Consider the following 21,148-nt stretch of genomic DNA (forward strand, 5'->3'; position numbering starts at 1 on the left):
CCCCGTTAACTAATGATGATTAGAAACGTCCTTTACGTATAACAAGTGGAATACCGCCGATAATGTAGAGGTATCTCATATCAACCACTTTTTTCATCATGGCTGCAACGTTACCTTTAAGCTTACGGGAACCAACGATACCGATGGCTTGACCTTTACCTAAGGAAGCAACTGTACCTTTGTTGGAGAATTTGAAAGTTTTCATTTGCGAACCGCGAATGGAAGCAATCAGGTTGTGTGCAACAGCTTCACCTTGCTGCATAGCGATTTGAGCTGTTGGAGGGTATGGTCTGCCTTCATCGTTCATCACGATGGAACAGTCACCAACAACATAGATGTTATCGAAACCAGGCGCATGCAGGTGCTCATCAACTTTAATTCTGCCGCGCATCGTTTCGAAGCCGGCTTCATCAAGCATATGGTTACCGCGGATACCGCCTGTCCAAACAACTGTTGCTGCTTTGATGAACTCATCGCCAGCGATCAAAACACCTTCAGGTGTACATTCTTTAATTGCTGTTCCGATTTTGAAAGTAATGCCTTTGTCAGTCAAAACTTTCATCGCATACTCAACAAGCTCAGGATCGAATCCTGGCAGTGCCGTTGGAGCTGCTTCAATATTATAAATCTTCACTAGGGAAGGATCCACGTCGAATTCTTTGCAAAGCTGTGGAATACGGTCAGCAAGCTCACCAATGAACTCGATTCCAGTAAATCCTGCTCCACCGATAACAAATGTCAGGTAATCTTTGCGATCCGGCTCACGCTTGTACTTCGCGAATTGATACTCAATATGTTCACGAATGAAACGAACGCTGTTGATACTGCGAATGTTCAATGCGTTTTCTTTAAGCCCTGGAATACCGAAAGTTTCAGCTTCGCCACCAAGACCAATAACCAGGTAGTCGTAGGAAAGCGTACCATCTTCGAGAATAACCTTTTTCTCATGCGGACGGATTTGTGTAACAGTCGATTTCACGAAATCAACTTTAAATTCATCAATCAATTTCAAAATGTTCACACGTGCATTTTCAGGATTATCTGTCCCTGCAGCAGGCATGTGAAGATGGGTAGTAATGTAATGGTAGTCATGTTTGTTTACAAGTGTTACATCAGCTTCGTTGTAATTTAATTCTTTTTGCAAACGAATTGCGGATAGGATCCCGCCATAGCCTGCTCCTAAAATAACGATTCTTGGTATTCTACTCATTTCTCTCTCACTTCCATATCCGTATTTATAGTTCTATGGTTTCTCTATCTTGTGAAAAATTACACAAACGGCTCCAAAAGTAGTATACTGCTTCTAGTTTGCACTCAGCAGCAGCGAATTATGATGAAACAGGATGAAATTAGTCACAACATGCGTAAACCGATTCTCATGATATAATATAATTTTCATAAGTAAATATCAAGTGCTATTTTGCTTTAAAATAAGGCTTAAAGGCCCGTCTAGCCTGACCATCCTGTGTAAGCATTATTTATCATATATATAAGCGATTTATATAAAGAAATCGCACTTTCCTGTTTCCTTCAATAGAAGAGACGTTTATAATGAGATAATGATTATGGCAATACCAAATAATTACCACACCAAAAGAATTGAATCGGAGGAGTCTAAGAATGAACGAGAGAGAAACAAATCAAGATATCGTAGATATCATTGTAATTGGTGGAGGCCCTGCTGGAATGTTCGCATCTTTCTATGCGGGTATGCGCCAAGCATCTGTAAAAATTATCGAAAGTATGCCGCAGCTTGGTGGTCAGCTTGCAGCTTTATATCCGGAGAAATATATTTACGATGTAGCTGGCTTCCCAAAAGTAACGGCACAAGAATTAGTGGACAACTTGTTAGCTCAAATGAAACACTTTCAGATCAACACTTGCTTGGAAGAGAAAGTACACCAAGTGATCAAAAAAGAAGAGCGTCTCTTCGAAATAACAACTGACAAAGGCACACACTATAGCCGCGCTGTTATTATTTCAGGTGGGGTTGGCGCATTCGAGCCGCGTCGTCTTGAGTTACCGGAAGCCGCGCAATTCGAGAAGAAAAACTTGCATTACTTCGTTAACGATTTGAATGCATTCGCTGGCCAAAAAGTGTTAATCAGCGGTGGCGGTGATTCAGCTGTTGACTGGGCCTTAATGCTTGAGCCTATCGCGGAGAAAGTCACACTTATCCACCGTAGAGATAAATTCCGTGCACATGAGCACAGTGTAGAAAACCTGATGAACTCCAAAGTAAACATTGTTACTCCTACGGAAATCACCAAACTTCACGGTAGTGACCGCATTGAGCAAGTAACACTTAAAAATATCAAATCGGGCGAAGAAACCGTACATGAAGTCGACGCTGTTATCATCAACTTCGGTTTCGTTTCTTCCCTTGGTCCGATCTCCGAGTGGGGACTTGAGATTGAAAACGGCTCAATCGTTGTTGACTCCAGAATGGAAACAAACATTCCAGGCATCTTCGCTGCCGGGGATATCACAACTTATCCAGGGAAATTAAAACTAATTGCTGTTGGCTTTGGTGAAGCACCTACTGCGATTAATAACGCTAAAGTCTATATCGACCCTAATGCCAAGCTTTCACCAGGACACAGCAGTAACTTAAAATTTTAATCTTCTTAAATAAAATGGGGTATTCTAAACCTAATCTACGGATTAGGAGGAATACCCCTTTGTCATATATATGTCCGGTTTGCAACGGCCTACAAGAGCTGAATATTGAGTGTCCTGTTTGTTCAAAACAGATGAATGATTGCGGGAAATGGAGTGACTATCTTGGCCCCTACTCCCCTTATCGAGAGATTGATGATATCGCCATGTCAGATGGGCCACTTAATCAATGCCTTCATCTGGTAAACTGTACCGACTGCCACCAGAATTTTACCATCCAAATAACTTTATAAAAAAACGCTCTAGTTTAACGGGGTTTCATCCTTGATATAGACGTGAAGTTTTAAATTACGTCTCTGTATTTCTGCGAGCAATAGGTCAACAAAATCTGATTCCAATCTCAAATCCAATGCTTTGTAATAAGAGTCGATCAATGTTTCGTCACTAATTTGTCTCACTGAAATCACCTTTATTCTATAATTTGTAATTATATTATCATGGGGGCAAAATTAGAACAAGCGTTCCGTTATCCACAGATACCTGTGCATATCCTGTGGGTAGATTGTTAATATGTCCCAGAAACGTACTGTATTAATAGGGGATACTGTGTATAAAGTTATGCACACGCTAATCTGTCACTCTGCCGATAAAAAAAATTGATCGAAATATCAGAAATATTTTACTTACACTTAACAAATCCTTAAGCTTGTTCACACAATTGAAAAGAAATTTTAATCGTCATTTAATATTCATAGCCTACAATGATAATAGAAAGACAAAAATAAAGGAGTGAAAGATATGATCGTCTACGATATTGTACTAAATGGCGAAATTAAAGAAACGATTAAACCTCGTAAGAACCGTTTGAAAGAAATTTACGCATTTATGCTAGAGCAAAGTAAGCTCATGAAAGCCAAGTATGGTGATAATGTTAAAATTAAAGGCCGCATGGTGTATTAGGGATTAGTAACCCTGAATACACTCGCGGCCTTTTTTCTTCCATGCCATTAGATGATCCCTTTGCGATGAAGAACCGTTAATAATCGATAGAAATCATAGCTTCCTTTCTCCGGAGTATCGATTAATGAGGCTTTTACCGCAGCTTCTACAGCAGCTTTGGCCCATTGCGGTACGACCTCCATTGCCGCTTGCTCCTCTAGGGAACTAACTCTATTTTGTAAGACTACGATTTGTTCCTGCAGTTTCTCTAACATACGAATGACCTCCTCATCAAAGTGAGTTAAAGCATAGGTTTGAATAATCGTATTCAGTTTACTAGCATAAGAGGGATCCGTTGCATATCCACTGCTTTGTAATGCTTTCACTTGCTCACCAGGACTTCTTGCCATTCTGACACTAGCATAACGAGGGGATCCAAAAAGTAAATCCTGATCACGAAATCCTGCCTCAAGAGTAGGATATGCGCGAAAATCTCCTGGTACGTTATCATAACGTATACCTCCAATGACTTCCCATGTCGTTGCGGAAACGCGATCTCCCTGCCAATAAGGCGTCAACACCCCATTACCAACCTTATATCCGACTAGATTGTTCCACGCGTTCAAATTGCCCCCAGTCTCCTGAATGGCTTGCGCGATTCTCACGGAAGGATAGATCGGTGAGTTCTCTAATCGAAGCTTTACTGCAATAGGTGCAATCATCTCAATAAATTCCTGTCTAATTGCCATCGATACACCTCCTCTTATATCTCTAGTAAACTAAACCTTTCAATCTATTCTATTCTTTCCATGCTTAAAAGGGTTCGGCTATTTTTTATTTTTTAAAAATAATGTAAAAAAGGCTCCCACAAGTGCGACTATCCTGCACTCGGGGAGCTACTGAATCCAATGACCAATCAACATCATAAGTAATCCAAATATAGCCGAATATCGCTTTATCGTTCGGTTCGTCTTCGGGTGAAACAAAAGCAGCCAAATAATAAATCCAATAGGAATTAAAATACCAACCTTTAAATTGAATGTACCTAAAATGTAGTATCCAACTAATTTTAACCCTAAATATCCTTCGTCCTCTTCCCTATTTCTGTAAAACAGTATTAATACGAAAACAACAACAATGGCAGAGATGATTGAAACATTAAAATTCCAATTCACGTATAGGATTCAACTCCTCTCACCAACTGCAGGTTTTCCTTTTTATATATTGTATCACTTGATGGTTTGTCCTTACTAAGATGAAAATAAAAAAACCTCCCAAGTCAGTGTATTTAAACATACACACCTTGGAAGGACTGGTTCTAATTATTCATTAAGCCTCGACTTTATCGTCACACTTCTCAGGTGCGCCTTCTTCATCCTTCACTTTGAAGGAAGAGCCACAACCACACGATGCTACGGCATTTGGGTTGTTGATGGAGAACCCGCCGCCCATGCCTGCGTCCGTGTAGTCAATTTCAACACCGTATAAATATTTGGAGCTATCTTCGTCCACAACGACCTTGAGGCCATGAATGGTGAATACTTTATCGTCGTCTTTCTGCTCATCATCGAAGCCCATGCCGTAAGAGAAACCGCTGCAGCCTCCAGCCTTGACACCTAGACGCAAGAACAGGTTCGGTGATTCTTCAGAAGATAGAAGCTCTTTAATCTTATCAGACGCTGATTCACTAATGTTAATCATAACGGAAATCCCTCCCTAAAGTTCTCCTTATGGAAAACTGGCATTATTCTAAGTTTTCGTAATGCTTACTATCAAGTATACTCCTATCCGGCGCATTGCTCAAGGGCAGCTGCGCAGTCATTCATAGCCATTTCAGCCATAAACTTTACGGTTACGTCGTATCGCGTAATATTGCAACAGCAATTGATCGAGCTCTCGACTGCATTGCTGCACTTCAGGATGAAGGAAGCCGTATGCGGTACCTAAGGAAACCATTTGGCCTCGAAGCTGTTCTATTTCTATATTTAATCGTTCCTGTGGTTCGGTCACGAATACTGGTATCACGGATATAATCACCTTTTGCCCTACGTAATCACATTGCAATAGTATACAGGAATTTGTTAATATTGGGAATAACATTTCCTAATATAATAGGAATAAACATGTCATATTTGTATATTGTCAATTTATCTCCATCTAAATGATATTGCCCCTCCCAACACGTAGGTTTATAATGGGATGGATGGATTGCACGTATAGAAGAAACAAAGGGGAGAAACTTTGAGCTACGCTCAAAGACCCCTATATTATTAAGGGTGTGAATGCCTGAACCGAACTGGATGAACAGGTACGCGAGCGTCTCACACCGCCTAACGCATTTGGTCCTTATCAAGCTGAATGCGTCGATTCAGTATGGACTTTATTTACTATTCAGAGGAGGAATAATAATGAGTGTTGTGACTACAGACCCGGTCAAACGGATGGCCGAAATTGCTGACAAAGTTGAGAACGGTCAACGTCTATCTATGGAAGATGGGCTATTTTTGTATGAATCAGACGATTTGCTAACCATCGGTCAATTAGCAAACAAAGTAAATACGCGAATGAACGGAAACAAGGTTTATTTTGTCCAAAATATGAGTTTGTATTTTACGAATGTGTGCGAGGAGCATTGTGCTTTTTGTCATTTCCGCCGCGACGAAGGTGAAGAAGGCTCATACACACTTACACCTAGTCAAATGTTAGATTATGTCGCTGAACATTTTACTCCCGAAATTAAAGAATTCCATATTAGCCAAGGGCATAACCCGCATTTGCCTTTTGAATATTACGTGGACTGTATCCGCCAACTGAAGCAAGCTTACCCTGACGTTACGATTAAAGCACATACAGCGGCTGAAATTGAATTTTTCTCGCGTATCAGTGGTCTCAGCTTCCGGGATGTCCTCAAAACGCTAATGGATGCAGGTTTATCCACTCTTCCAGGCGGAGGAGCCGAAATTCTGACTGAGCGCTACCGGACTAAAATGAAAGTAGAAAAAGCGTCCTCGGAGGAATGGATTGACGTACATCGTAACGCTCATATGCTCGGAATGAAAACTCATGCAACGATGCTGTATGGCTCCATTGAAACCAAAGAGGAACGCATTCGTCATATGTTGCTGCTTCGTGAGCTTCAAGATGAAACAGGCGGCTTCTTAGTATTCATTCCTAATTCCATTCAACCAGCAAGCAAAAACGCAGGACTCAAACATCGAGTAGCAGCTTGGGATGAATTGAAAACCATTGCGATTAGCCGTTTGATGCTGGATAATTTCCCACATATTAAGGCTTATTTCATCAACATTGGTACGAAATTGACCCAGCTATCCTTCACTTTCGGTGCTTCGGACGCACATGGTACGATCGTGAAAGAGAAGATTTCCCATGCTGCTGGTGCATTGTCACCAGAAGGCCTTACACGTGATGAGCTTGTTTATCTCATTAAAGGCGCAGGACGCGTTCCTGTTGAACGTGACACCTTTTATAATGAAATCAGAGTATATTAGTCATACTAGAGAAGAGATATTGTTCAGAAGGGATATTGGATGGAATGAAAAAGTTTGTGATTCTCGGAGGAGGTTATGGCGGTTTGACCATAGCCTTAAACATGCTGGAGAAGGATTTACCAGAAGATACATTACTAGTACTGATTGACCGAAGCCCTTTTCAAGGATTAAAAACAGAATATTATGCACTGGCTTCAGGTACGATTGCTGAAACACATATTCGTGTTGCCTATCCGAATGACCCTCGGTTGCTTCTAACATTCGGGGAGGTTTCTAGCGTCGATTTGAACAACAAGCAAATTCTTTTTGCAGACCAAGAACCGCTATCGTATGACTGGTTAGTTATCGGTCTGGGCTGTGTGGATAGTTATCACGGAATAGTCGGTGCTAAAGAGTACTCTTCCAGCATCCAGACTCTTTGCCAAACACGTGCCACTTACCAGCGTATTAACGATATTGCGCCATACGGACAAGTCTCCATTATTGGAGGAGGTCTAAGCGGTGTTGAGATGGCAGCGGAGCTTCGTGAAAGCCGGGCTGATTTGAACATTCGATTAATTGATCGAGGTCCAAGCTTACTTTCGGCTTTCCCAAGCAATCTGCAGCAGTACGTCCGGGAATGGATGACGGAACATCATATTGAGCTCCGTCCGAAGGTAACGTTAGTCCGACTAGATGGTGGAGATTTGTATAACCAGGATGAAATTATTAAAACCGATGCTACGATCTGGACAGCAGGCATACAGCCCAATCCAATCGTAGAGGCTTTGAATGTGCCCAAAGACCACCAAGGCCGGATCCTGCTTAACGAGTATCATCAAATTCCAGATTACCAAGAAGTGTTCGTCGTAGGCGACTGCGCTTCCCTGCCGTTCTCTCCAAGTGCGCAAGCGGCGCAAGCGCAAGGCAAGCAGATTGCCGAAGCCATGCTGACGATTTGGAAAGGTGATACGCCTCGACTTGGTAAAATTAAACTCCGAGGTACGCTGGGTTCACTTGGTAAAAAGGCCGGCTTCGGCATCATGGGTAAACGTACGTTAATGACGGGTAAAATCGCTCGTATTCTCAAAAGCGGTGTACTGTGGAAGTCCAAGCGTCACTTCGGGTAAGATCAATCTCCGAGAAGTTCGTACATCGCTTCAATTTCTTTTATACGGTCTAAAATGCGCTCGTGAAGAGCATCGGCACTTTCAGCTGCAATGATTTCGCCATTCACAAGCGCATAAGGTTCCATGTAGCACTGCCCGCAATTGCCTAGACAGCCGTATTCCATGACGTCGAAGTCAGGGTTTTGTTCCAAAGCTTTCATGACTTTATCGGTTCCATGGTGCATATTACTGGCACAAAACTCAATGATTGGTCTCATTATATAAATTCCACCTTATGTTGATATTCAAGTTGAAAACCATTTTCATTTAAACATTATTGTAATATAATAATAGAAGAAAGGAGATGAATCAAATGACTGAAAAAACAAAAGAAGTAATTTATGATGAAGTCCTTGAGGTTTTAGATAAACTCCGTCCTTTTCTACAACGCGATGGCGGTGACGTAGATCTCGTTGATGTAGAAGACGGTATCGTGAAGCTGAAACTTATGGGTGCCTGCGGCAGTTGCCCAAGCTCAACAATCACGTTGAAAGCTGGTATTGAACGCGCATTGGTTGAAGAGGTAGAAGGCATAACAGAAGTCGTACAGGTATTCTAATTACGACTATATCATAAGAAAGAGCTTACCTCTATGGTAAGCTCTTTTTGCATATATGATAAGGACTAGTTTTTCCGCTGATTAAGCACCGGTAATGGTTGGATCGGATCTAGACCCCCAGAAATATCCATGATATTTCCAGTTATGAAATCAGATGCAGGTAAACATAGGAAATCAATGACTCTAGCTACATCTTCGCCAGTCCCGGGTCTCCCTACCGGTGTTTCCCCATCAATCTCCAGACGCGCTTCTTGCATCGTCCGTTCTTTGTTCTTACCTCGAATATCGCCAGGGCATATCATATTGACTGTGATCCCATGACTCGCTTCTTCTTCAGCCAATGTCTTCGTGAAGGAAACTAAGCCTACCTTAGCCGCGGCGTATACGGCGCGATGGGTCCAACCCCTAGCTTCAGCCGCCTTGCCGAATCCAAAGTGGATAATTCGTCCCCAGCGTCTCTCTCTCATCATAGGCAGAACCAAATGATCGAGCTCCATAACACCGAGCAAATTGCCGCGCATCAGATATTCAATCTCATCAATGTTATAATCAGCGAAAAAGCGCCGCTCTCTGAAGAAAGGTCCAGCATTATTCACGAGAATATCAATCGGACCGAGTGTAGATGTTGTTTGATCCACCATACGTATAATATCTTCTCGTTTGGCGACATCGCCTTGAACGGCCACGCTGCGAACCCCCAGATCTTCCAATTGAAGGACGAGCTCAGCGGCTTCTTTTTCACTATTAACATAATTGACAGCTACCTGGCAACCGCGCTGTGCTAGGGTGATCGCGGTCATTTTGCCCAAGCCCTTGGCGCTGCCTGTAATAAGAACCGTTCGGCCTCTTAATTCCATGGTCCTCTTACCCCTTTGCAATACTTGCCGTAATATAAGAGAAAGCTATTGTTAAGGTTCGGCAAACCATTTCAAATCCCTGCTGAAGATCGGCTACATTTGATTTCACATTTTCAACATGAATTCGTTCTCCTGGAATCGGTTCTTTTTGCATAAGATCATCCAGCATTTCAGCATTAATATAATGAATCTCCATATTGCGCTGATTGCGCAGTCGATCTAATGTCGATTTATAATCCATTTTGAGATTATAAAGCTGGAGCTCCAGTGAACCGTGAATATGTTTTTCATGCATGCGGCGCAGTACGGTAAAGTAAGAGAAACGAGACTTAAGCGTCTCTGTTTTCAGCTCAAATAGATCATTCATAAACGTGCCCAATTTGTCCAAAATCGAAAACAAGCGAATGAAGGCATTTTTATAAAAATAAACAAATCGATGATATTCCTCGATCTCTTGCGGATTCATTTCCTCCAAGAATGCCTTACTGATATGCTCAGCGTAACGCTCACAGCAATATTTGCTCTGTTCCAGCTCATCCAAAGCATCGATAAACCCCTTGCTCCAGATCGCCCGTCTATGGTACTTGGGATACTCTGATGCTAGGTGGCTATGCTCCTTAGATTCCAACAGCTCAATATACGTTCTCACCGCGTTGCCGGCGTCTAGAAGAAGTCCGCTATCGATTCGTTTCGGTTCATTGAACAATACTCGCAGCACGGGCACACCCCTTTTTCATCCTAGCAAATTTGTTCGGTTATAGCTTTGCTGTTTGTTCGCTTAGCAGGGTCTGTTTCGCCTTCTGTGAACGATCCCGCTGTACCAAATACATAGCTGCCAAAACACCAACACCACCTAAACATTGATACAGAGAAATTGACTCATGCAAAAAGATGTAGCCTGCAATAGCTGCTGTTACAGGAAGTAAGTACCCATAAGCAGAGGATTTGAACGGCCCTAGCTTAGCTAAGCTCCAGTTGTGTAAAGAAAATCCTAGGGCAGTAGCCAACAAGGAGGTATAAATTAAGCTGATCCATCCTGTCGAAGAGATAGCCGCATAATAGGCGGCGTCCGCACGCAAGAGTACGAAGGGCAATAACGAAAGCGCCCCTGCTGTCATTTCGAGCGAGATCAGCAGCGGCAGCGGATAGCGCAATACAAGTCGATTCATACCGATGAGATAAATGGCTCCCATAAAACTTCGCATTACTAATAGGATATCTCCTCTAAACGTCTCTCCTCCAAGATGGAATCCATCAACCCCACCTGAGACAATGATGATTACACTACATAAAGCTAATGGAATTCCTATAAGGATACGCCATGTGAGCCTTACTTGACCGGCTATTACAGCGAACAGAACCGTTATGACGGGCATGAAGCCGCGCCCTAGTACAGCGCCATTCGCGGAGTTAGAAAACTGCAAGGCATACTGCAGAAGGGCTTCCATGCCAATAGCATTGAGAATGCCTAACCCACATATAAGAAGGAGATCTTTACCTGCAATCTGCATCTTCAGCGAACGCGATCGATAATAAAAGTAAGTATAGACCCACAGCATCGGAATCATACTCGCGAAGCGTAACCCGTTAAAAACAAGGGAATCCCATTCTCTTCCCCCAATTTTTAGAGAGGCTAAATTAATGCCCCAAAGGATATACACCAGAACAAACCCGGCATGTGGATAAAAGAAACGGAGCCGATCCGCATTCATGCGAAATATTCCTTCCAGCGGCGATCCACGAGTTCCACGATATCTTCCCGCGGAAACAGCTCATCTGGGTATCCCGGTTTCATACGAGCATCAATCACAATCGGAACCTCATAAGCGATGTGATGACGGTTAACACTGGACTGCGCGTACATATCACTTGCCGGATTGAAACGGGTGAACACGGTCCATAAGAACTTGGTTTGGTCGTTCGCGATGCCGCTGGCGTCATCCACTAAGATGACTAACGGCCACTCCGTTAAGCGGCTGGCTGCATTCGCCAGCAGACGCTGTGGCAGCTCCGGTTCCGCCGCGTAAGACGCTCCTGAGACGAGCAGACATCCGCCACAGTAAACGGCAATGTCATGGATCTCAGGCAGCTCTCCGGCGGTGTAGGCTCTTGGCAGCTCGCGTACAGGGTCGCCTGTACCGAGAAGGACTGCTTTGCTGCCGTGATTAAGCTGGCCACCTGTATAATCAAGCGTATCATGCGATGTTTTGTTGAAGATGAATAGGTCACGACCCGGATCAAAACGCTCCAGCACAGTTTCAAGCAGCTCTGTGAAGTTGGCTAGGACCGTCGGCTTATCCGTGACGATCAAGAACTTGGTGAGTGACAGCTGACCCTCACCTAGAATGCGGAATGCCGTGCCAAGCGCCTCACGGCTATAGCTTTCACGGACGACGGCAGCTGCGAGCGGGTGGAACCCGGTCTCTGCATACGTCCAGAGGTCTTTAACCCCCGGCATCGCCATCGGAAACGCGGGCTCGAGCAATCTTTGCAAGAATTCGCCAAGGAAGTAATCCTCTTGGCGCGGTTTACCCACGATCGTCGCCGGATAGATCGCGTCTTTGCGGTGCCATACATGATTCACGTTGAAAACCGGGAAATCATGGATGAGTGAGTAATACCCGAAGTGGTCGCCGAATGGCCCTTCGGGACGTCTCGTATGCGGCGGAACGCTTCCGCATATCGCGAACTCCGCCTCGGCCACGAGGCGGTGCCCCCCATGAGGGTTCTCCACCATGGGGAGCTTCTGCCCGAGGATAAGCGAAGCGAGCATCAGCTCGGGCAGGTGCTCGGGCACTGGCGCAATCGCAGAGGCGATGAGCGCAGGCGGGCCGCCCAGAAACACGGTAACGGGCAGCGGCTTGTTACGTTTCTCGGCTTCGTGGTAGTGGAAGCCGCCGCCTTTATGTATTTGCCAGTGCATCCCGGTAGTGAAGTCATCATAAACCTGCATGCGGTACATGCCGAGGTTATGATGACCTCCGTCCGGATGCTCGGTGTAGACGAGCGGCAGTGTGACGAACGGACCGCCGTCTTCTTGCCAGCTCGTCAGGACAGGCAGTCCTGCGAGTGGGTTGTCCTGCTTCAAGCCGCCAAGAATCGGCGCTTGGTTCTGCTGTACTTTCTTCGTTCCAACCTTCAGCAGGTCCATAATGAGGGCCCGTTCACCCCAGAGCGCTTGCGGCGTTGGGGGCATTAACGTACTTGTAGCGTTAATAACCGCTTTCATGAATTGTTCCGGTTTGGGACCGAAAGCAAGATCAACGCGTCTTGTTGTCCCGAACAAATTCGAGACGACCGGGAATGAACTTCCTTTGACATTTGTGAACAGCAAAGCTAGGCCCTGCTCGTCGATGACTCTGCGATGAATCTCGGCGAGTTCTAAATTTGGGTCTACTGGAGCGGAGATTTCAATCAGTTGATTTTCGCGGCGTAAAATGTCAAGAAAAGCTCGTAAATTCGTTGGTACCATGTATGTTCCACCTTTAACTGTGAGATTGTAAATGCGTATTTGTGAGTAAAAAGGAAATAGCCTTCCGCATCAGAAGGCCTCCTCTACCGCAAAGGTAGCCCTGCCGTGCTTCCAAGGAGCTCGTCCGTCAGGTATTAAGCTTTGCGGTCGTATAGCGTAAGTACGCATAGATAACATAAGAATCCAAACATGCAAGAAACAATAACCGCATGAATCATGCCAGTAAATAAATAGGCGACTTCATTCCCCATTGACCAGGTCACAACGGCACCGCTAATCACTTGAAGAAACACTAAAATTAGCGCCCATTTGCTGCCAAACCTCAGCTTGTCTGAGCCATGATAATAGCGTTTGGCTTGCAAATAAAGAAATAAAATACATATAAAAAGCAGTAATGCCGCTACACGGTGGGTAAAGACAATACCCGTTGCCCCGCTTAGTTCAGGGACTACTTCCCTATTACATAAAGGCCATCCCGAACATCCACCTGATGAAACGGTGTGACGGACAAATGCCCCCAGATAAACAACCACATAGCTGTAAATCGTCGTTATCCATACAAGGGCTTTAAAACTGCTGCGAATGGCCGTATCACGTTGGAATTGCCCCCATGGCGTAAATACAATGGCTAATAGCAAAGAAAAAGCAAAGGCCAGTAGGGATAATCCGAAATGTAAGGCCAAAACGAGTGAAGATTGGGGCCATACGACAGCCATAGCACCCATAGCTGCTTGAATTAGCGTCATAAATACCGTAGCAGAGATGAAAAATTTGGCATCTTTACGTTTCACATAACGAAATACGAGGATGAATGTAGCAACCAGGATTAACGTCACAATGCCGACAACTAATCGATGGCTGTACTCAATAAGCGATGAAATCGTATGTGCCGGGATGAATTTCCCATGACACAGCGGCCACTCATCTCCGCAGCCTCTACCTGCGTCAGCCTTCGTAACTAAGGCACCCATTGCAAGAATAAGAAACATGCCAATGGCCGAAAGATTCGCTAATCTTTGAATCAATTTTTGCATGATTGCACCTACTTTTATGTCGTGACTTCTGTTAATCATGTCGAATGATGTTGTTCCGCTTTCAATTATAGCTTTAATAAGTAGGCAAATCCATTCGCAATTGTTACAAAGCTCCGAAACCACACCGAAGGCTGTCCTGAAGTTCATAAGTCATTCAATGTTTCATTTTTTGGGACAAGGGTAAATAAAAGATGAGCACCAAATTATTGCTGTTCAACAAAATCGATCGCAGGAGGTTTTATCTATGGGTAAGCACATTATTGGAGTATTCAATTCGGAAGAAGAAGCCATTCGCGTGATTAACCAACTCAAAGCAGAAGGCTACAGAGCAGATGATATCTCAGTTATCGGCAGGAATAACGAGGGTTTAAGTCAAATCGAGGATGAAACAGAATCCAAAGCAGAAGAAGGACTAGCAACCGGTGCTGCTGCTGGCGGTGTACTGGGTGGTGTTACAGGACTACTGCTGGGTATTGGTGCACTTGCCATTCCAGGCGTTGGCCCCATCATAGCCGCTGGCCCCATTGTCGCGACTTTAACCGGCGCAGCCATTGGTGCAGGTGCAGGCGGGCTTGTAGGTAGTTTGATCGGCTTAGGTATACCCGAGAACGAGGCCAAAGATTATGACAATTACGTTAAGGATGGTAAAATCCTGGTCCTTGTCGAATCAGATTCGACCCGCGATCATAAGGCTTATGAAACATTTAGCAAGAACCAATCGTTGAATGCTAATACCTATAGTCCTGAGTATGGCTATCGCTCATAAATATATTTGTTTATAAAAAATCTCTCTTTTGAGTAAATGGGGTCAAGTTTGACCATTTTACCAAAGAGAGATTTTTTTGTGCTTACGACTTTAGTGCATCGGACACTTCGATAGCGCGGTTTAGGAACTCTTCAATTTCTTCGCGTGTTTTGCGTAGTTTACTGACGAAACGAACCAGCTCTTGGCCTCCACGGAAAGCAATAAAGCTTGGTATACCAAGGATGTTCAATTGCTCACATAGATCAGGTACTTCGTCGCGGTCTAACTCGATGAACGTGATACGCCCAGCATAAGCTTGTTCCACTGCTGGCATGAAGGGTTCGATATAGTGGCAGTCTTTGCACCAACTTGCTTTGAATACAGCAATGGTCAACGTGGACTGCGAGATTTGTTCCTGAAAAGCTTGTTCATTGGATACTTTAATCATGACGAGCACCTCGCTGCTTAGAATTTATTAACTTATAGCATGCCCTAACATTTGTGTCAAGATTAAATAATAGGCAGTGTTGCGCCTGATATACATTTACAATAAAAGTAAGAAGTGATATCATATGAATATCAAATAGATATTCTTTGAAGGGGTGCTATAAATGAAAGAAACGAATGCGTGGTCGTTAAACGGTTTTCTTGGTTTATTATTATTTATTATCGGCGGTGGGGTTGGCGTTCTCCTTCTAACACAGGAACGAATTATTCCGGGTATCATTTTAATTATACTGGGGCTGATATTCGTCTCGACGATCACTGCAGTTAATCCGAATGAGGCTTCTGTCGTCACTTTCTTCGGCAGCTACTTAGGTACAATTCGAAAGAGCGGCCTATGGTTAATTGTCCCTTTTTCTAGCAGAAAGAAAATTTCATTGCGGGTGCGCAATTTTAACAGTGTGAAGCTGAAAGTAAACGATATTGAAGGAAATCCTATCGAGATCGCGGCCGTTATCGTGTTTAAAGTAGTCGATACCTACAAGGCCCTTTTTGATGTGGACAGCTACGAAAAGTTCGTCGAAATTCAAAGTGAAACGGCACTGCGTCATGTCGCCAGCAAGTATCCCTATGACCGGTTTGAAAGCGAAGGCTACTCACTTAGAGGCAATGCAGATGAAGTTGCCGCTGAGCTTAGTCTAGAACTGCAGCAGCGTCTATCTGTAGCAGGTGTAGAGGTCATCGAGTCCCGCTTGACCCACCTCGCTTATTCGACTGAAATTGCTAGTGCCATGCTTCAACGGCAGCAGGCTTCTGCTATTCTGTCCGCTCGTCAAATTATTGTCGAGGGCGCTGTGGGGATGGTTCAGATGGCTATCGCTCGGTTGGAGTCCGAGGGCTTGCATCTAGACGAGGAAAGAAAAGCGGCCATGATTAACAATTTGCTTGTTGCGATTGTATCGGACCGCTCAGCGAGCCCGGTCATTAATACCGGTTCGTTGTACTAACGGGACCAGGGCTATGGCTCCTAAGAAAAATTTCCCGCTCCGACTTGATCCTAAGCTGTACGAGGCTTTGGAGCGTTGGGCGGAGGATGAATTTCGCAGTGTTAACGGTCATATTGAGTATTTGCTGCGTGAAGCGCTCCATCGAACCGGACGTGTAATTAAACCCGGAACAGAGCAAACCAATTCGGAAAAGACGGATGAGTAATTTCTATTAATGACCTTGCGATTAACCTTCGCAAGGTTATTTTCTATTTATTAAAGTTTCTAGCCATCGGATTCAGGGTATATAGAAATAAAGATGAGATAAGGAGGAGTGATACAGCATGCCAAGAACAACATACTGGGTTAGCGTTGGAAGGCAAGAAGTCGTGCCAGCTAGTGAGGGGGTCATTCGAGACCATTATGAGTTTGAGATCCATGCCGATGAGGCTGAGCTGCTCCCGCTCGTTGAACAATTCCGAGAAATCAATCTGGTAGATAAACAATTGGTGAAACGGGCAAGTACACCGTATGAGGCGTTCCCGGAAAAAGACCAGGACATGAAAAACCGCGCTTATGATGAGCGGCTTAAGGATATTTATTTTCTTGTGTACCAATTGGGGACGACTGAAACCAAGAAGCATATTGAAGCTATGAATCTGGGGGATTTACCGGAATACCAGAATATCAACAGCAAACCGGAATCGTTGTAACGACAAAATAAACGGCTTACGCCGTCCTTGGGTTAGAGCGTTTGTAAAGGTTGATGCAAAGTAAGTTGCAACGGAAAACGTAAAGCATAAAATTATGTTTGCTTATCTGTGTAAGGTTGTATTTTGTACAACATTAGGCAAGCTAATCCTCTTTTTCCACCCGAATGTTGTAATAAATACAACAAGAACAAGGAAACAAAACGCAAGGAAAACATAGTCATTTACTGAATGATTATGCATATATCCACAATCTCACTTAGCCTGCATAAATCAGTAACTAACTATCTTAAATAAGGTAAGTTGCACACTCCCCCTAAACTTTGCGCTCGATTCCCCTTGGAAAATCAATTTCCCTGTCTTAAGTATGCAACAATACTTCTGGATTTTTCATCATCTGCTCTTTTACGTGCACATCTGTCATACTGATAAACTCATCCTTGAGAGAGCTCACGAAAGAACGATGTTCACGGCGTAATTCCCCTAATCCCACTAGATAATAATATGATGGGAGCCCTAGCCATAATTGGCCGCTTTCCCACATACCTGTAAGTGAATAAGCAAACACTAGAGGCAAGGATTCAGTGAAGGTCGGGGAGGTAAATGGTATTGGGAGGAGTAGTCAAACCAAAAGATAAGAATGTTAGGGGTGTTCTCAGCAAAATGAGAGGACTCCCGAACGCTGTCGCACAGCTGTTCAAACAGCAAGCATCGGTGCTTTTGCATTCCTCTGCTAAAATAGTTGGCCCTTTGGAGGAAATTCCTGTCACGACAGCATTCAAAGGACGGCTGGAAAAGGGCTTAAAACATCAATTAGATCTGCTGCAAAGCGGTGTCGTAAGTTCTCCTCTCTCCACAGATGAATGGGCGATTGTGCATCGAATCAAGGAACGAACCCAGCGGGAAAACCGAAATAATGTGACACGAACTAACGCGTATTGGTCTTGTTATCAAGATAATCCGGAGCTTCACTGGGCACTTCTTGCCCATATGGTTTCACGCAACGGGGGCTGGTGCATGACCGATCTTCGCGGGGAGCTTTTGCCACATTTGATAAGCAATGAACTAGCCCAGCATTTATTTGCTTTTCTGGAACGAGCGAACGGTCTTATTTTTCAAGATGCTTATCCTCAACTACTTCTCTATGGCGAAAGCAAGAGACGAAAGATGAGTTTGTTTCATCTCCTGCCGCATATGGACATCTCATCCTGGATGGTCCCTGTTTGGAGCGACTTTTGGACGTATCAAGAATCGGCCGCGCTAACCATTGCACTTATTGTTAATGAGCAAAACTACATCGAAAAACGCATCGTAAAAAATAAACAGATTCAACAAAACGTATTGAATACACCTTTGTTCAAAACACAAGCATGGCTGCAATTGAATCAAATCGGGTTTCCCTTCTTTCCCACTTCCATCGAAACGCAAGCACCTCAGCCTCATCTGGCTGGACTTATACTTGAGAATTTCGCTAGCTTAACAGAACGCATCGAATTCGGAAAAAGCTTGTATGCGATACTTTTCGGAGCACCGGAGGTACTTCAAGGAGTACTTAAATTTGCAGCCACAACTCCCCATACTGGATCACGTTCCGATTACTGGCCTCACTTGTTTGCCCAAATAAGAAAAACCCCTCCCGAAGTGAAATATCAGGAGAGGCTGAATGGCAGCACCCTTAAGAAAGGTACACAACCGTTTTATAGTCCTAAGCTTACATCGGTATGGCCTGACAGGAGCATGGCACCCGTAGAGCCCGGTGACTGGTTTACGAATGTGAAGGAGCCACTGGTGCATATGCGCTCCATTCCTGTACCGATTCCTTATGATTTAACGAAAGAAGTGTACTTTGGTTTAAGCAAGATTGAGTTAGGCATTGTAGCTGCCCAAGCGATTAAGAAAGTGATTCGGTGACTCCGCTTGGCTTGGCTAGGAACGTTTGATAAGACGACTCACTTTGCCGATTAGCTTTTGTACTGGCGATGTGAAGTTTTTCACATCGTCCTTCGTTACAACACGAGTTACCATCAGCATCAATGGATACAAGGCAGCCGAGAAGCCACAAACAAGTACAGCATTTATTCCTTCATTTAGTCGATACCAGTTAGTTGGATGCACATACGTATGTGTGAGCCATTCCGCCCCTAGACCAAGGATAACTATGACAACAATGGAAAACAGTAATCCGATGAAACGACGTCCGAGGATCGTAAAGTCGACTTCTTTACGAAGCGATCGTAAATTAAGCCAAGACATGACAATAAAACAAAGACCCGTGGAGCCGATGATTCCATAGATGCCAAACCACTGCGCAAGTAAGAAGCTGCCAGCTAGCTTGACCGCAATACCAACAGCAACATGCATCATCAGCGGTTTCATTCGGCCCATGCCCATAAGGACAGCGCCCGATGTCTGCATGACAATTTGAAACATAGCTCCTAATGTGAGCAGTGAAATCATGTGAGGTCCATGACTCATACCAAAAGCAGTATCCTCATGCCCGAACATAAAAAAGTCTAACGGACGGGCAGCAATGGCAATTACCAATACAGCCGGTAACCCAGAAAGTATCGAGAGTTGAAGCACCCTGGTTGTGTGGTGACCAACCTGTTTCATATCTTTCCGTGAATAGGCTGCTGAGATGATGGGAACGACGGATTGACTCAGCGCGATGGCCAAAATAATCGGAATCCCCGCCAAGGACTGAGCGCGTCCTCCTATAATACCAACAAGCCCAAGCGCTTCTCTTCTGCCGATTGTCCCTTCTAAGAGCGGGATAATGATAGAAGTATCGATCGCATACACAAGTGTAACCGTCACTGAGAAAATAACGATCGGAATCGACAGCTTCAATAAGCTGCGATAGATTTCTCGATAACGAACTGGCGTATGTGATTGCGGCGATAGCGCGCTTCCCGCAGCTATCTGTTCGGCCGCTATGTTCGACTGCGCATCTCTACGCTTCAGCTTCAAGGCATAGTAAAGCATAACGGCAAGTGCCGCAATCCCTCCCATAACCCCTCCGAATGATGCGCCCGCAACTCCCCAACCTAGGCTGATGTTCAATAATATAAATGCCAGTCCAATTGAGGTTACGAGTCTGAATATTTGTTCCACAACCTGTGAAATCCCGTTAGGCATCATGTTTTGTCTACCTTGGAAATAGCCTCGCATAATGGCAATAAGCGGGAAGAACAGCATGGCTGGCGCTATAGCGCGAGTAGCTAGTGTGGCATCCGGTCCACCCTGTGAAATGTGCTCGGCATAGATCGGTGCAAAAACATATAACAGAGCCGTCATCACGACTCCCGCTACGATCGCAAACCAAATTGCCGCGCGATAAATCCGCTGCGCTTCAGCAGGTCTTCCGATCGCATATTTCTCTGACACCATTTTGCTAAGTGCACTGGGGATACCGGCTGTTGCTACAACAAGTAAGATCGAGTATAGATTAAAAGCAATGGAATAACTGCCCATTCCTTCTTCATGAAGCAAGTGTACTAGCGGAATTCGCTGAAAAACGCCGAGAAACCGCGCTATAAGCGCGGCCACGGTGAGAATGAGCGTCCCTTTTACTAGAGAATCTTTCGTTTCCTTCGTCAAGTCCGTTCCTACTCTCTTACAGTATTCATTCCATTAGAAAACCCAGATAAAAAAGATAATAATCATCGCCAGCTGAAGCGCAATTTTCACAGCACTGCTTGCAAAGAAACCGAGTACAGAGCCGACACCGGCACTTATCGCCTTTTTCCACGACGTACCGATGATGATTTCACCAATCACTGCGCCTAGGAAGGGGCCAATGAGTAAGCCGAAAGCTGGAATAACAAAAGGCCCAATGATAAGACCAATTGTACTACCGATGATAGCCGCCTTAGAGCCTCCAAACTTCTTAACCCCTAACGCCCCTACTGCGTAATCGGCCACCAAAATGATGATAACAATCAAGGATTGGATAAGCCAGAACCAGACGCCGAACGGCTCGAAGCTAATCAACCAACCATAGATGAAGAAAGCTCCATAAATCGCTAACACACCGGGCAGTACCGGATAAACAGCACCAATCATACCCACTACAAATAAAAGGATAACTAATGTCCAGCCTAAGGTGATCATAGATCGCATTTCC

At 44.4% G+C, this 21,148-nt stretch carries 25 protein-coding genes; 10 read left to right on the plus strand and 15 right to left on the minus strand.

Annotation, left to right across the window (positions count from 1 at the left end):
* Window positions 1–19: 19 nt before the first annotated feature.
* Window positions 20–1,210 carry an NAD(P)/FAD-dependent oxidoreductase gene (locus QFZ80_RS26650; protein WP_307553026.1) on the minus strand — a complete coding sequence of 397 codons (1,191 nt, stop codon included), beginning with the start codon at window positions 1,208–1,210 and terminating at the stop codon, window positions 20–22.
* A gap of 410 nt (window positions 1,211–1,620) precedes the next feature.
* Between QFZ80_RS26650 and QFZ80_RS26655 the strand changes: the two genes are divergently transcribed.
* Window positions 1,621–2,622 carry an NAD(P)/FAD-dependent oxidoreductase gene (locus QFZ80_RS26655; protein ID WP_307553025.1) on the plus strand — a complete coding sequence of 334 codons (1,002 nt, stop codon included), beginning with the start codon at window positions 1,621–1,623 and terminating at the stop codon, window positions 2,620–2,622.
* 299 nt (window positions 2,623–2,921) lie between these two features.
* Here the strand turns inward: QFZ80_RS26655 and sda are convergent, their stop codons facing one another.
* The gene (gene sda / locus QFZ80_RS26660) at window positions 2,922–3,086 is read right to left on the minus strand and encodes a sporulation histidine kinase inhibitor Sda (RefSeq protein WP_373460170.1); all 165 of its coding nucleotides are present in this window, start codon (window positions 3,084–3,086) and stop codon (window positions 2,922–2,924) included.
* Between the two features lie 331 nt (window positions 3,087–3,417).
* Between sda and QFZ80_RS26665 the strand changes: the two genes are divergently transcribed.
* Window positions 3,418–3,579: a hypothetical protein gene (locus QFZ80_RS26665; RefSeq protein ID WP_029194774.1), complete on the plus strand. Its 162-nt coding sequence runs from the start codon at window positions 3,418–3,420 to the stop codon at window positions 3,577–3,579.
* A gap of 47 nt (window positions 3,580–3,626) precedes the next feature.
* Here the strand turns inward: QFZ80_RS26665 and QFZ80_RS26670 are convergent, their stop codons facing one another.
* The 4 genes from QFZ80_RS26670 to QFZ80_RS26685 form a co-directional block, all read right to left on the minus strand.
* Window positions 3,627–4,307: a glycoside hydrolase family 73 protein gene (locus QFZ80_RS26670; RefSeq protein ID WP_307553023.1), complete on the minus strand. Its 681-nt coding sequence runs from the start codon at window positions 4,305–4,307 to the stop codon at window positions 3,627–3,629.
* Window positions 4,308–4,454: 147 nt separating this feature from the next.
* Window positions 4,455–4,733, minus strand: a complete 279-nt coding sequence (locus tag QFZ80_RS26675; RefSeq protein ID WP_307553021.1) for a hypothetical protein — start codon at window positions 4,731–4,733, stop codon at window positions 4,455–4,457.
* A gap of 154 nt (window positions 4,734–4,887) precedes the next feature.
* Window positions 4,888–5,259 (minus strand): iron-sulfur cluster insertion protein ErpA, encoded by a 372-nt coding sequence (erpA, locus tag QFZ80_RS26680; RefSeq protein ID WP_307553020.1) that lies wholly within the window; start codon window positions 5,257–5,259, stop codon window positions 4,888–4,890.
* A 132-nt stretch (window positions 5,260–5,391) separates the two neighbouring features.
* Window positions 5,392–5,583 (minus strand): aspartyl-phosphate phosphatase Spo0E family protein, encoded by a 192-nt coding sequence (locus QFZ80_RS26685; RefSeq protein WP_307553018.1) that lies wholly within the window; start codon window positions 5,581–5,583, stop codon window positions 5,392–5,394.
* Window positions 5,584–5,966: 383 nt separating this feature from the next.
* On the opposite strand from QFZ80_RS26685, the gene mqnE reads away from it, so the two are divergent.
* The gene (gene mqnE, locus QFZ80_RS26690; protein WP_307561898.1) at window positions 5,967–7,067 is read left to right on the plus strand and encodes an aminofutalosine synthase MqnE; all 1,101 of its coding nucleotides are present in this window, start codon (window positions 5,967–5,969) and stop codon (window positions 7,065–7,067) included.
* A 44-nt stretch (window positions 7,068–7,111) separates the two neighbouring features.
* The gene (locus QFZ80_RS26695; RefSeq protein WP_307561900.1) at window positions 7,112–8,176 is read left to right on the plus strand and encodes an NAD(P)/FAD-dependent oxidoreductase; all 1,065 of its coding nucleotides are present in this window, start codon (window positions 7,112–7,114) and stop codon (window positions 8,174–8,176) included.
* A gap of 2 nt (window positions 8,177–8,178) precedes the next feature.
* Here QFZ80_RS26695 and QFZ80_RS26700 read toward each other — a convergent pair whose 3' ends face one another.
* Window positions 8,179–8,433 carry a YuzB family protein gene (locus QFZ80_RS26700; RefSeq protein ID WP_047681593.1) on the minus strand — a complete coding sequence of 85 codons (255 nt, stop codon included), beginning with the start codon at window positions 8,431–8,433 and terminating at the stop codon, window positions 8,179–8,181.
* A 95-nt stretch (window positions 8,434–8,528) separates the two neighbouring features.
* On the opposite strand from QFZ80_RS26700, the gene QFZ80_RS26705 reads away from it, so the two are divergent.
* On the plus strand, window positions 8,529–8,774 hold the full coding sequence (locus QFZ80_RS26705) for a NifU family protein (protein ID WP_056829608.1): 246 nt from the start codon (window positions 8,529–8,531) through the stop codon (window positions 8,772–8,774).
* 65 nt (window positions 8,775–8,839) lie between these two features.
* Here QFZ80_RS26705 and QFZ80_RS26710 read toward each other — a convergent pair whose 3' ends face one another.
* The 5 genes from QFZ80_RS26710 to QFZ80_RS26730 form a co-directional block, all read right to left on the minus strand.
* Complete coding sequence (locus QFZ80_RS26710; RefSeq protein WP_307553013.1) at window positions 8,840–9,631, minus strand: SDR family oxidoreductase; 792 nt, start codon at window positions 9,629–9,631, stop codon at window positions 8,840–8,842.
* A 7-nt stretch (window positions 9,632–9,638) separates the two neighbouring features.
* On the minus strand, window positions 9,639–10,349 hold the full coding sequence (locus tag QFZ80_RS26715) for a Cthe_2314 family HEPN domain-containing protein (RefSeq protein WP_307561902.1): 711 nt from the start codon (window positions 10,347–10,349) through the stop codon (window positions 9,639–9,641).
* Window positions 10,350–10,386: 37 nt separating this feature from the next.
* The gene (locus QFZ80_RS26720) at window positions 10,387–11,343 is read right to left on the minus strand and encodes a DMT family transporter (RefSeq protein ID WP_307561904.1); all 957 of its coding nucleotides are present in this window, start codon (window positions 11,341–11,343) and stop codon (window positions 10,387–10,389) included.
* The gene (locus QFZ80_RS26725; protein ID WP_307561907.1) at window positions 11,340–13,103 is read right to left on the minus strand and encodes a UbiD family decarboxylase; all 1,764 of its coding nucleotides are present in this window, start codon (window positions 13,101–13,103) and stop codon (window positions 11,340–11,342) included. Before QFZ80_RS26725 ends, QFZ80_RS26720 begins: the two co-directional genes overlap by 4 nt.
* 134 nt (window positions 13,104–13,237) lie before the next feature.
* Window positions 13,238–14,137 (minus strand): COX15/CtaA family protein, encoded by a 900-nt coding sequence (locus QFZ80_RS26730; protein ID WP_307561909.1) that lies wholly within the window; start codon window positions 14,135–14,137, stop codon window positions 13,238–13,240.
* 244 nt (window positions 14,138–14,381) lie between these two features.
* Here QFZ80_RS26730 and QFZ80_RS26735 point away from each other — a divergent pair, with 244 nt between their 5' ends.
* A complete protein-coding gene (locus QFZ80_RS26735; protein ID WP_307553005.1) occupies window positions 14,382–14,903 on the plus strand; it encodes a general stress protein in 522 nt (173 codons plus the stop codon).
* Window positions 14,904–14,985: 82 nt separating this feature from the next.
* Here the strand turns inward: QFZ80_RS26735 and QFZ80_RS26740 are convergent, their stop codons facing one another.
* On the minus strand, window positions 14,986–15,330 hold the full coding sequence (locus QFZ80_RS26740; protein ID WP_307553004.1) for a thioredoxin family protein: 345 nt from the start codon (window positions 15,328–15,330) through the stop codon (window positions 14,986–14,988).
* Window positions 15,331–15,493: 163 nt separating this feature from the next.
* On the opposite strand from QFZ80_RS26740, the gene QFZ80_RS26745 reads away from it, so the two are divergent.
* The 4 genes from QFZ80_RS26745 to QFZ80_RS26760 all read left to right on the plus strand — a co-directional run bounded on the left by QFZ80_RS26745 (window position 15,494) and on the right by QFZ80_RS26760 (window position 18,933).
* Entirely contained in the window at window positions 15,494–16,333 is an 840-nt protein-coding gene (locus tag QFZ80_RS26745; RefSeq protein ID WP_307553002.1) for an SPFH domain-containing protein, read from the plus strand.
* Window positions 16,334–16,346: 13 nt separating this feature from the next.
* On the plus strand, window positions 16,347–16,538 hold the full coding sequence (locus QFZ80_RS26750; RefSeq protein WP_171692761.1) for a type II toxin-antitoxin system antitoxin: 192 nt from the start codon (window positions 16,347–16,349) through the stop codon (window positions 16,536–16,538).
* A 118-nt stretch (window positions 16,539–16,656) separates the two neighbouring features.
* Window positions 16,657–17,025, plus strand: coding sequence for a hypothetical protein (locus tag QFZ80_RS26755; protein ID WP_307553000.1), 369 nt, complete (start codon window positions 16,657–16,659; stop codon window positions 17,023–17,025).
* A 606-nt stretch (window positions 17,026–17,631) separates the two neighbouring features.
* A complete protein-coding gene (locus tag QFZ80_RS26760) occupies window positions 17,632–18,933 on the plus strand; it encodes a DUF2515 family protein (protein ID WP_307552998.1) in 1,302 nt (433 codons plus the stop codon).
* Between the two features lie 15 nt (window positions 18,934–18,948).
* On the opposite strand, the gene QFZ80_RS26765 is transcribed toward QFZ80_RS26760, so the two are convergent.
* The gene (locus QFZ80_RS26765) at window positions 18,949–20,622 is read right to left on the minus strand and encodes a putative polysaccharide biosynthesis protein (RefSeq protein WP_307561911.1); all 1,674 of its coding nucleotides are present in this window, start codon (window positions 20,620–20,622) and stop codon (window positions 18,949–18,951) included.
* A 33-nt stretch (window positions 20,623–20,655) separates the two neighbouring features.
* Window positions 20,656–21,135: a DUF456 domain-containing protein gene (locus QFZ80_RS26770; protein ID WP_307552994.1), complete on the minus strand. Its 480-nt coding sequence runs from the start codon at window positions 21,133–21,135 to the stop codon at window positions 20,656–20,658.
* Window positions 21,136–21,148: the final 13 nt, after the last annotated feature.

Source organism: Paenibacillus sp. V4I7 (assembly GCF_030817275.1).
GTDB lineage: Bacteria > Bacillota > Bacilli > Paenibacillales > NBRC-103111 > Paenibacillus_E.

Coding starts and splice junctions, on each gene's coding strand:
- QFZ80_RS26650 (WP_307553026.1), bottom strand. CDS start 1,210: ATGAGTAGAATACCAAGAATCGTTATTTTAGGAGCAGGCTATGGCGGG.
- QFZ80_RS26655 (WP_307553025.1), top strand. CDS start 1,621: ATGAACGAGAGAGAAACAAATCAAGATATCGTAGATATCATTGTAATT.
- QFZ80_RS26665 (WP_029194774.1), top strand. CDS start 3,418: ATGATCGTCTACGATATTGTACTAAATGGCGAAATTAAAGAAACGATT.
- QFZ80_RS26670 (WP_307553023.1), bottom strand. CDS start 4,307: ATGGCAATTAGACAGGAATTTATTGAGATGATTGCACCTATTGCAGTA.
- erpA (WP_307553020.1), bottom strand. CDS start 5,259: ATGATTAACATTAGTGAATCAGCGTCTGATAAGATTAAAGAGCTTCTA.
- mqnE (WP_307561898.1), top strand. CDS start 5,967: ATGAGTGTTGTGACTACAGACCCGGTCAAACGGATGGCCGAAATTGCT.
- QFZ80_RS26695 (WP_307561900.1), top strand. CDS start 7,112: ATGAAAAAGTTTGTGATTCTCGGAGGAGGTTATGGCGGTTTGACCATA.
- QFZ80_RS26700 (WP_047681593.1), bottom strand. CDS start 8,433: ATGAGACCAATCATTGAGTTTTGTGCCAGTAATATGCACCATGGAACC.
- QFZ80_RS26705 (WP_056829608.1), top strand. CDS start 8,529: ATGACTGAAAAAACAAAAGAAGTAATTTATGATGAAGTCCTTGAGGTT.
- QFZ80_RS26710 (WP_307553013.1), bottom strand. CDS start 9,631: ATGGAATTAAGAGGCCGAACGGTTCTTATTACAGGCAGCGCCAAGGGC.
- QFZ80_RS26720 (WP_307561904.1), bottom strand. CDS start 11,343: ATGAATGCGGATCGGCTCCGTTTCTTTTATCCACATGCCGGGTTTGTT.
- QFZ80_RS26725 (WP_307561907.1), bottom strand. CDS start 13,103: ATGGTACCAACGAATTTACGAGCTTTTCTTGACATTTTACGCCGCGAA.
- QFZ80_RS26730 (WP_307561909.1), bottom strand. CDS start 14,137: ATGCAAAAATTGATTCAAAGATTAGCGAATCTTTCGGCCATTGGCATG.
- QFZ80_RS26735 (WP_307553005.1), top strand. CDS start 14,382: ATGGGTAAGCACATTATTGGAGTATTCAATTCGGAAGAAGAAGCCATT.
- QFZ80_RS26740 (WP_307553004.1), bottom strand. CDS start 15,330: ATGATTAAAGTATCCAATGAACAAGCTTTTCAGGAACAAATCTCGCAG.
- QFZ80_RS26745 (WP_307553002.1), top strand. CDS start 15,494: ATGAAAGAAACGAATGCGTGGTCGTTAAACGGTTTTCTTGGTTTATTA.
- QFZ80_RS26750 (WP_171692761.1), top strand. CDS start 16,347: ATGGCTCCTAAGAAAAATTTCCCGCTCCGACTTGATCCTAAGCTGTAC.
- QFZ80_RS26755 (WP_307553000.1), top strand. CDS start 16,657: ATGCCAAGAACAACATACTGGGTTAGCGTTGGAAGGCAAGAAGTCGTG.
- QFZ80_RS26770 (WP_307552994.1), bottom strand. CDS start 21,135: ATGATCACCTTAGGCTGGACATTAGTTATCCTTTTATTTGTAGTGGGT.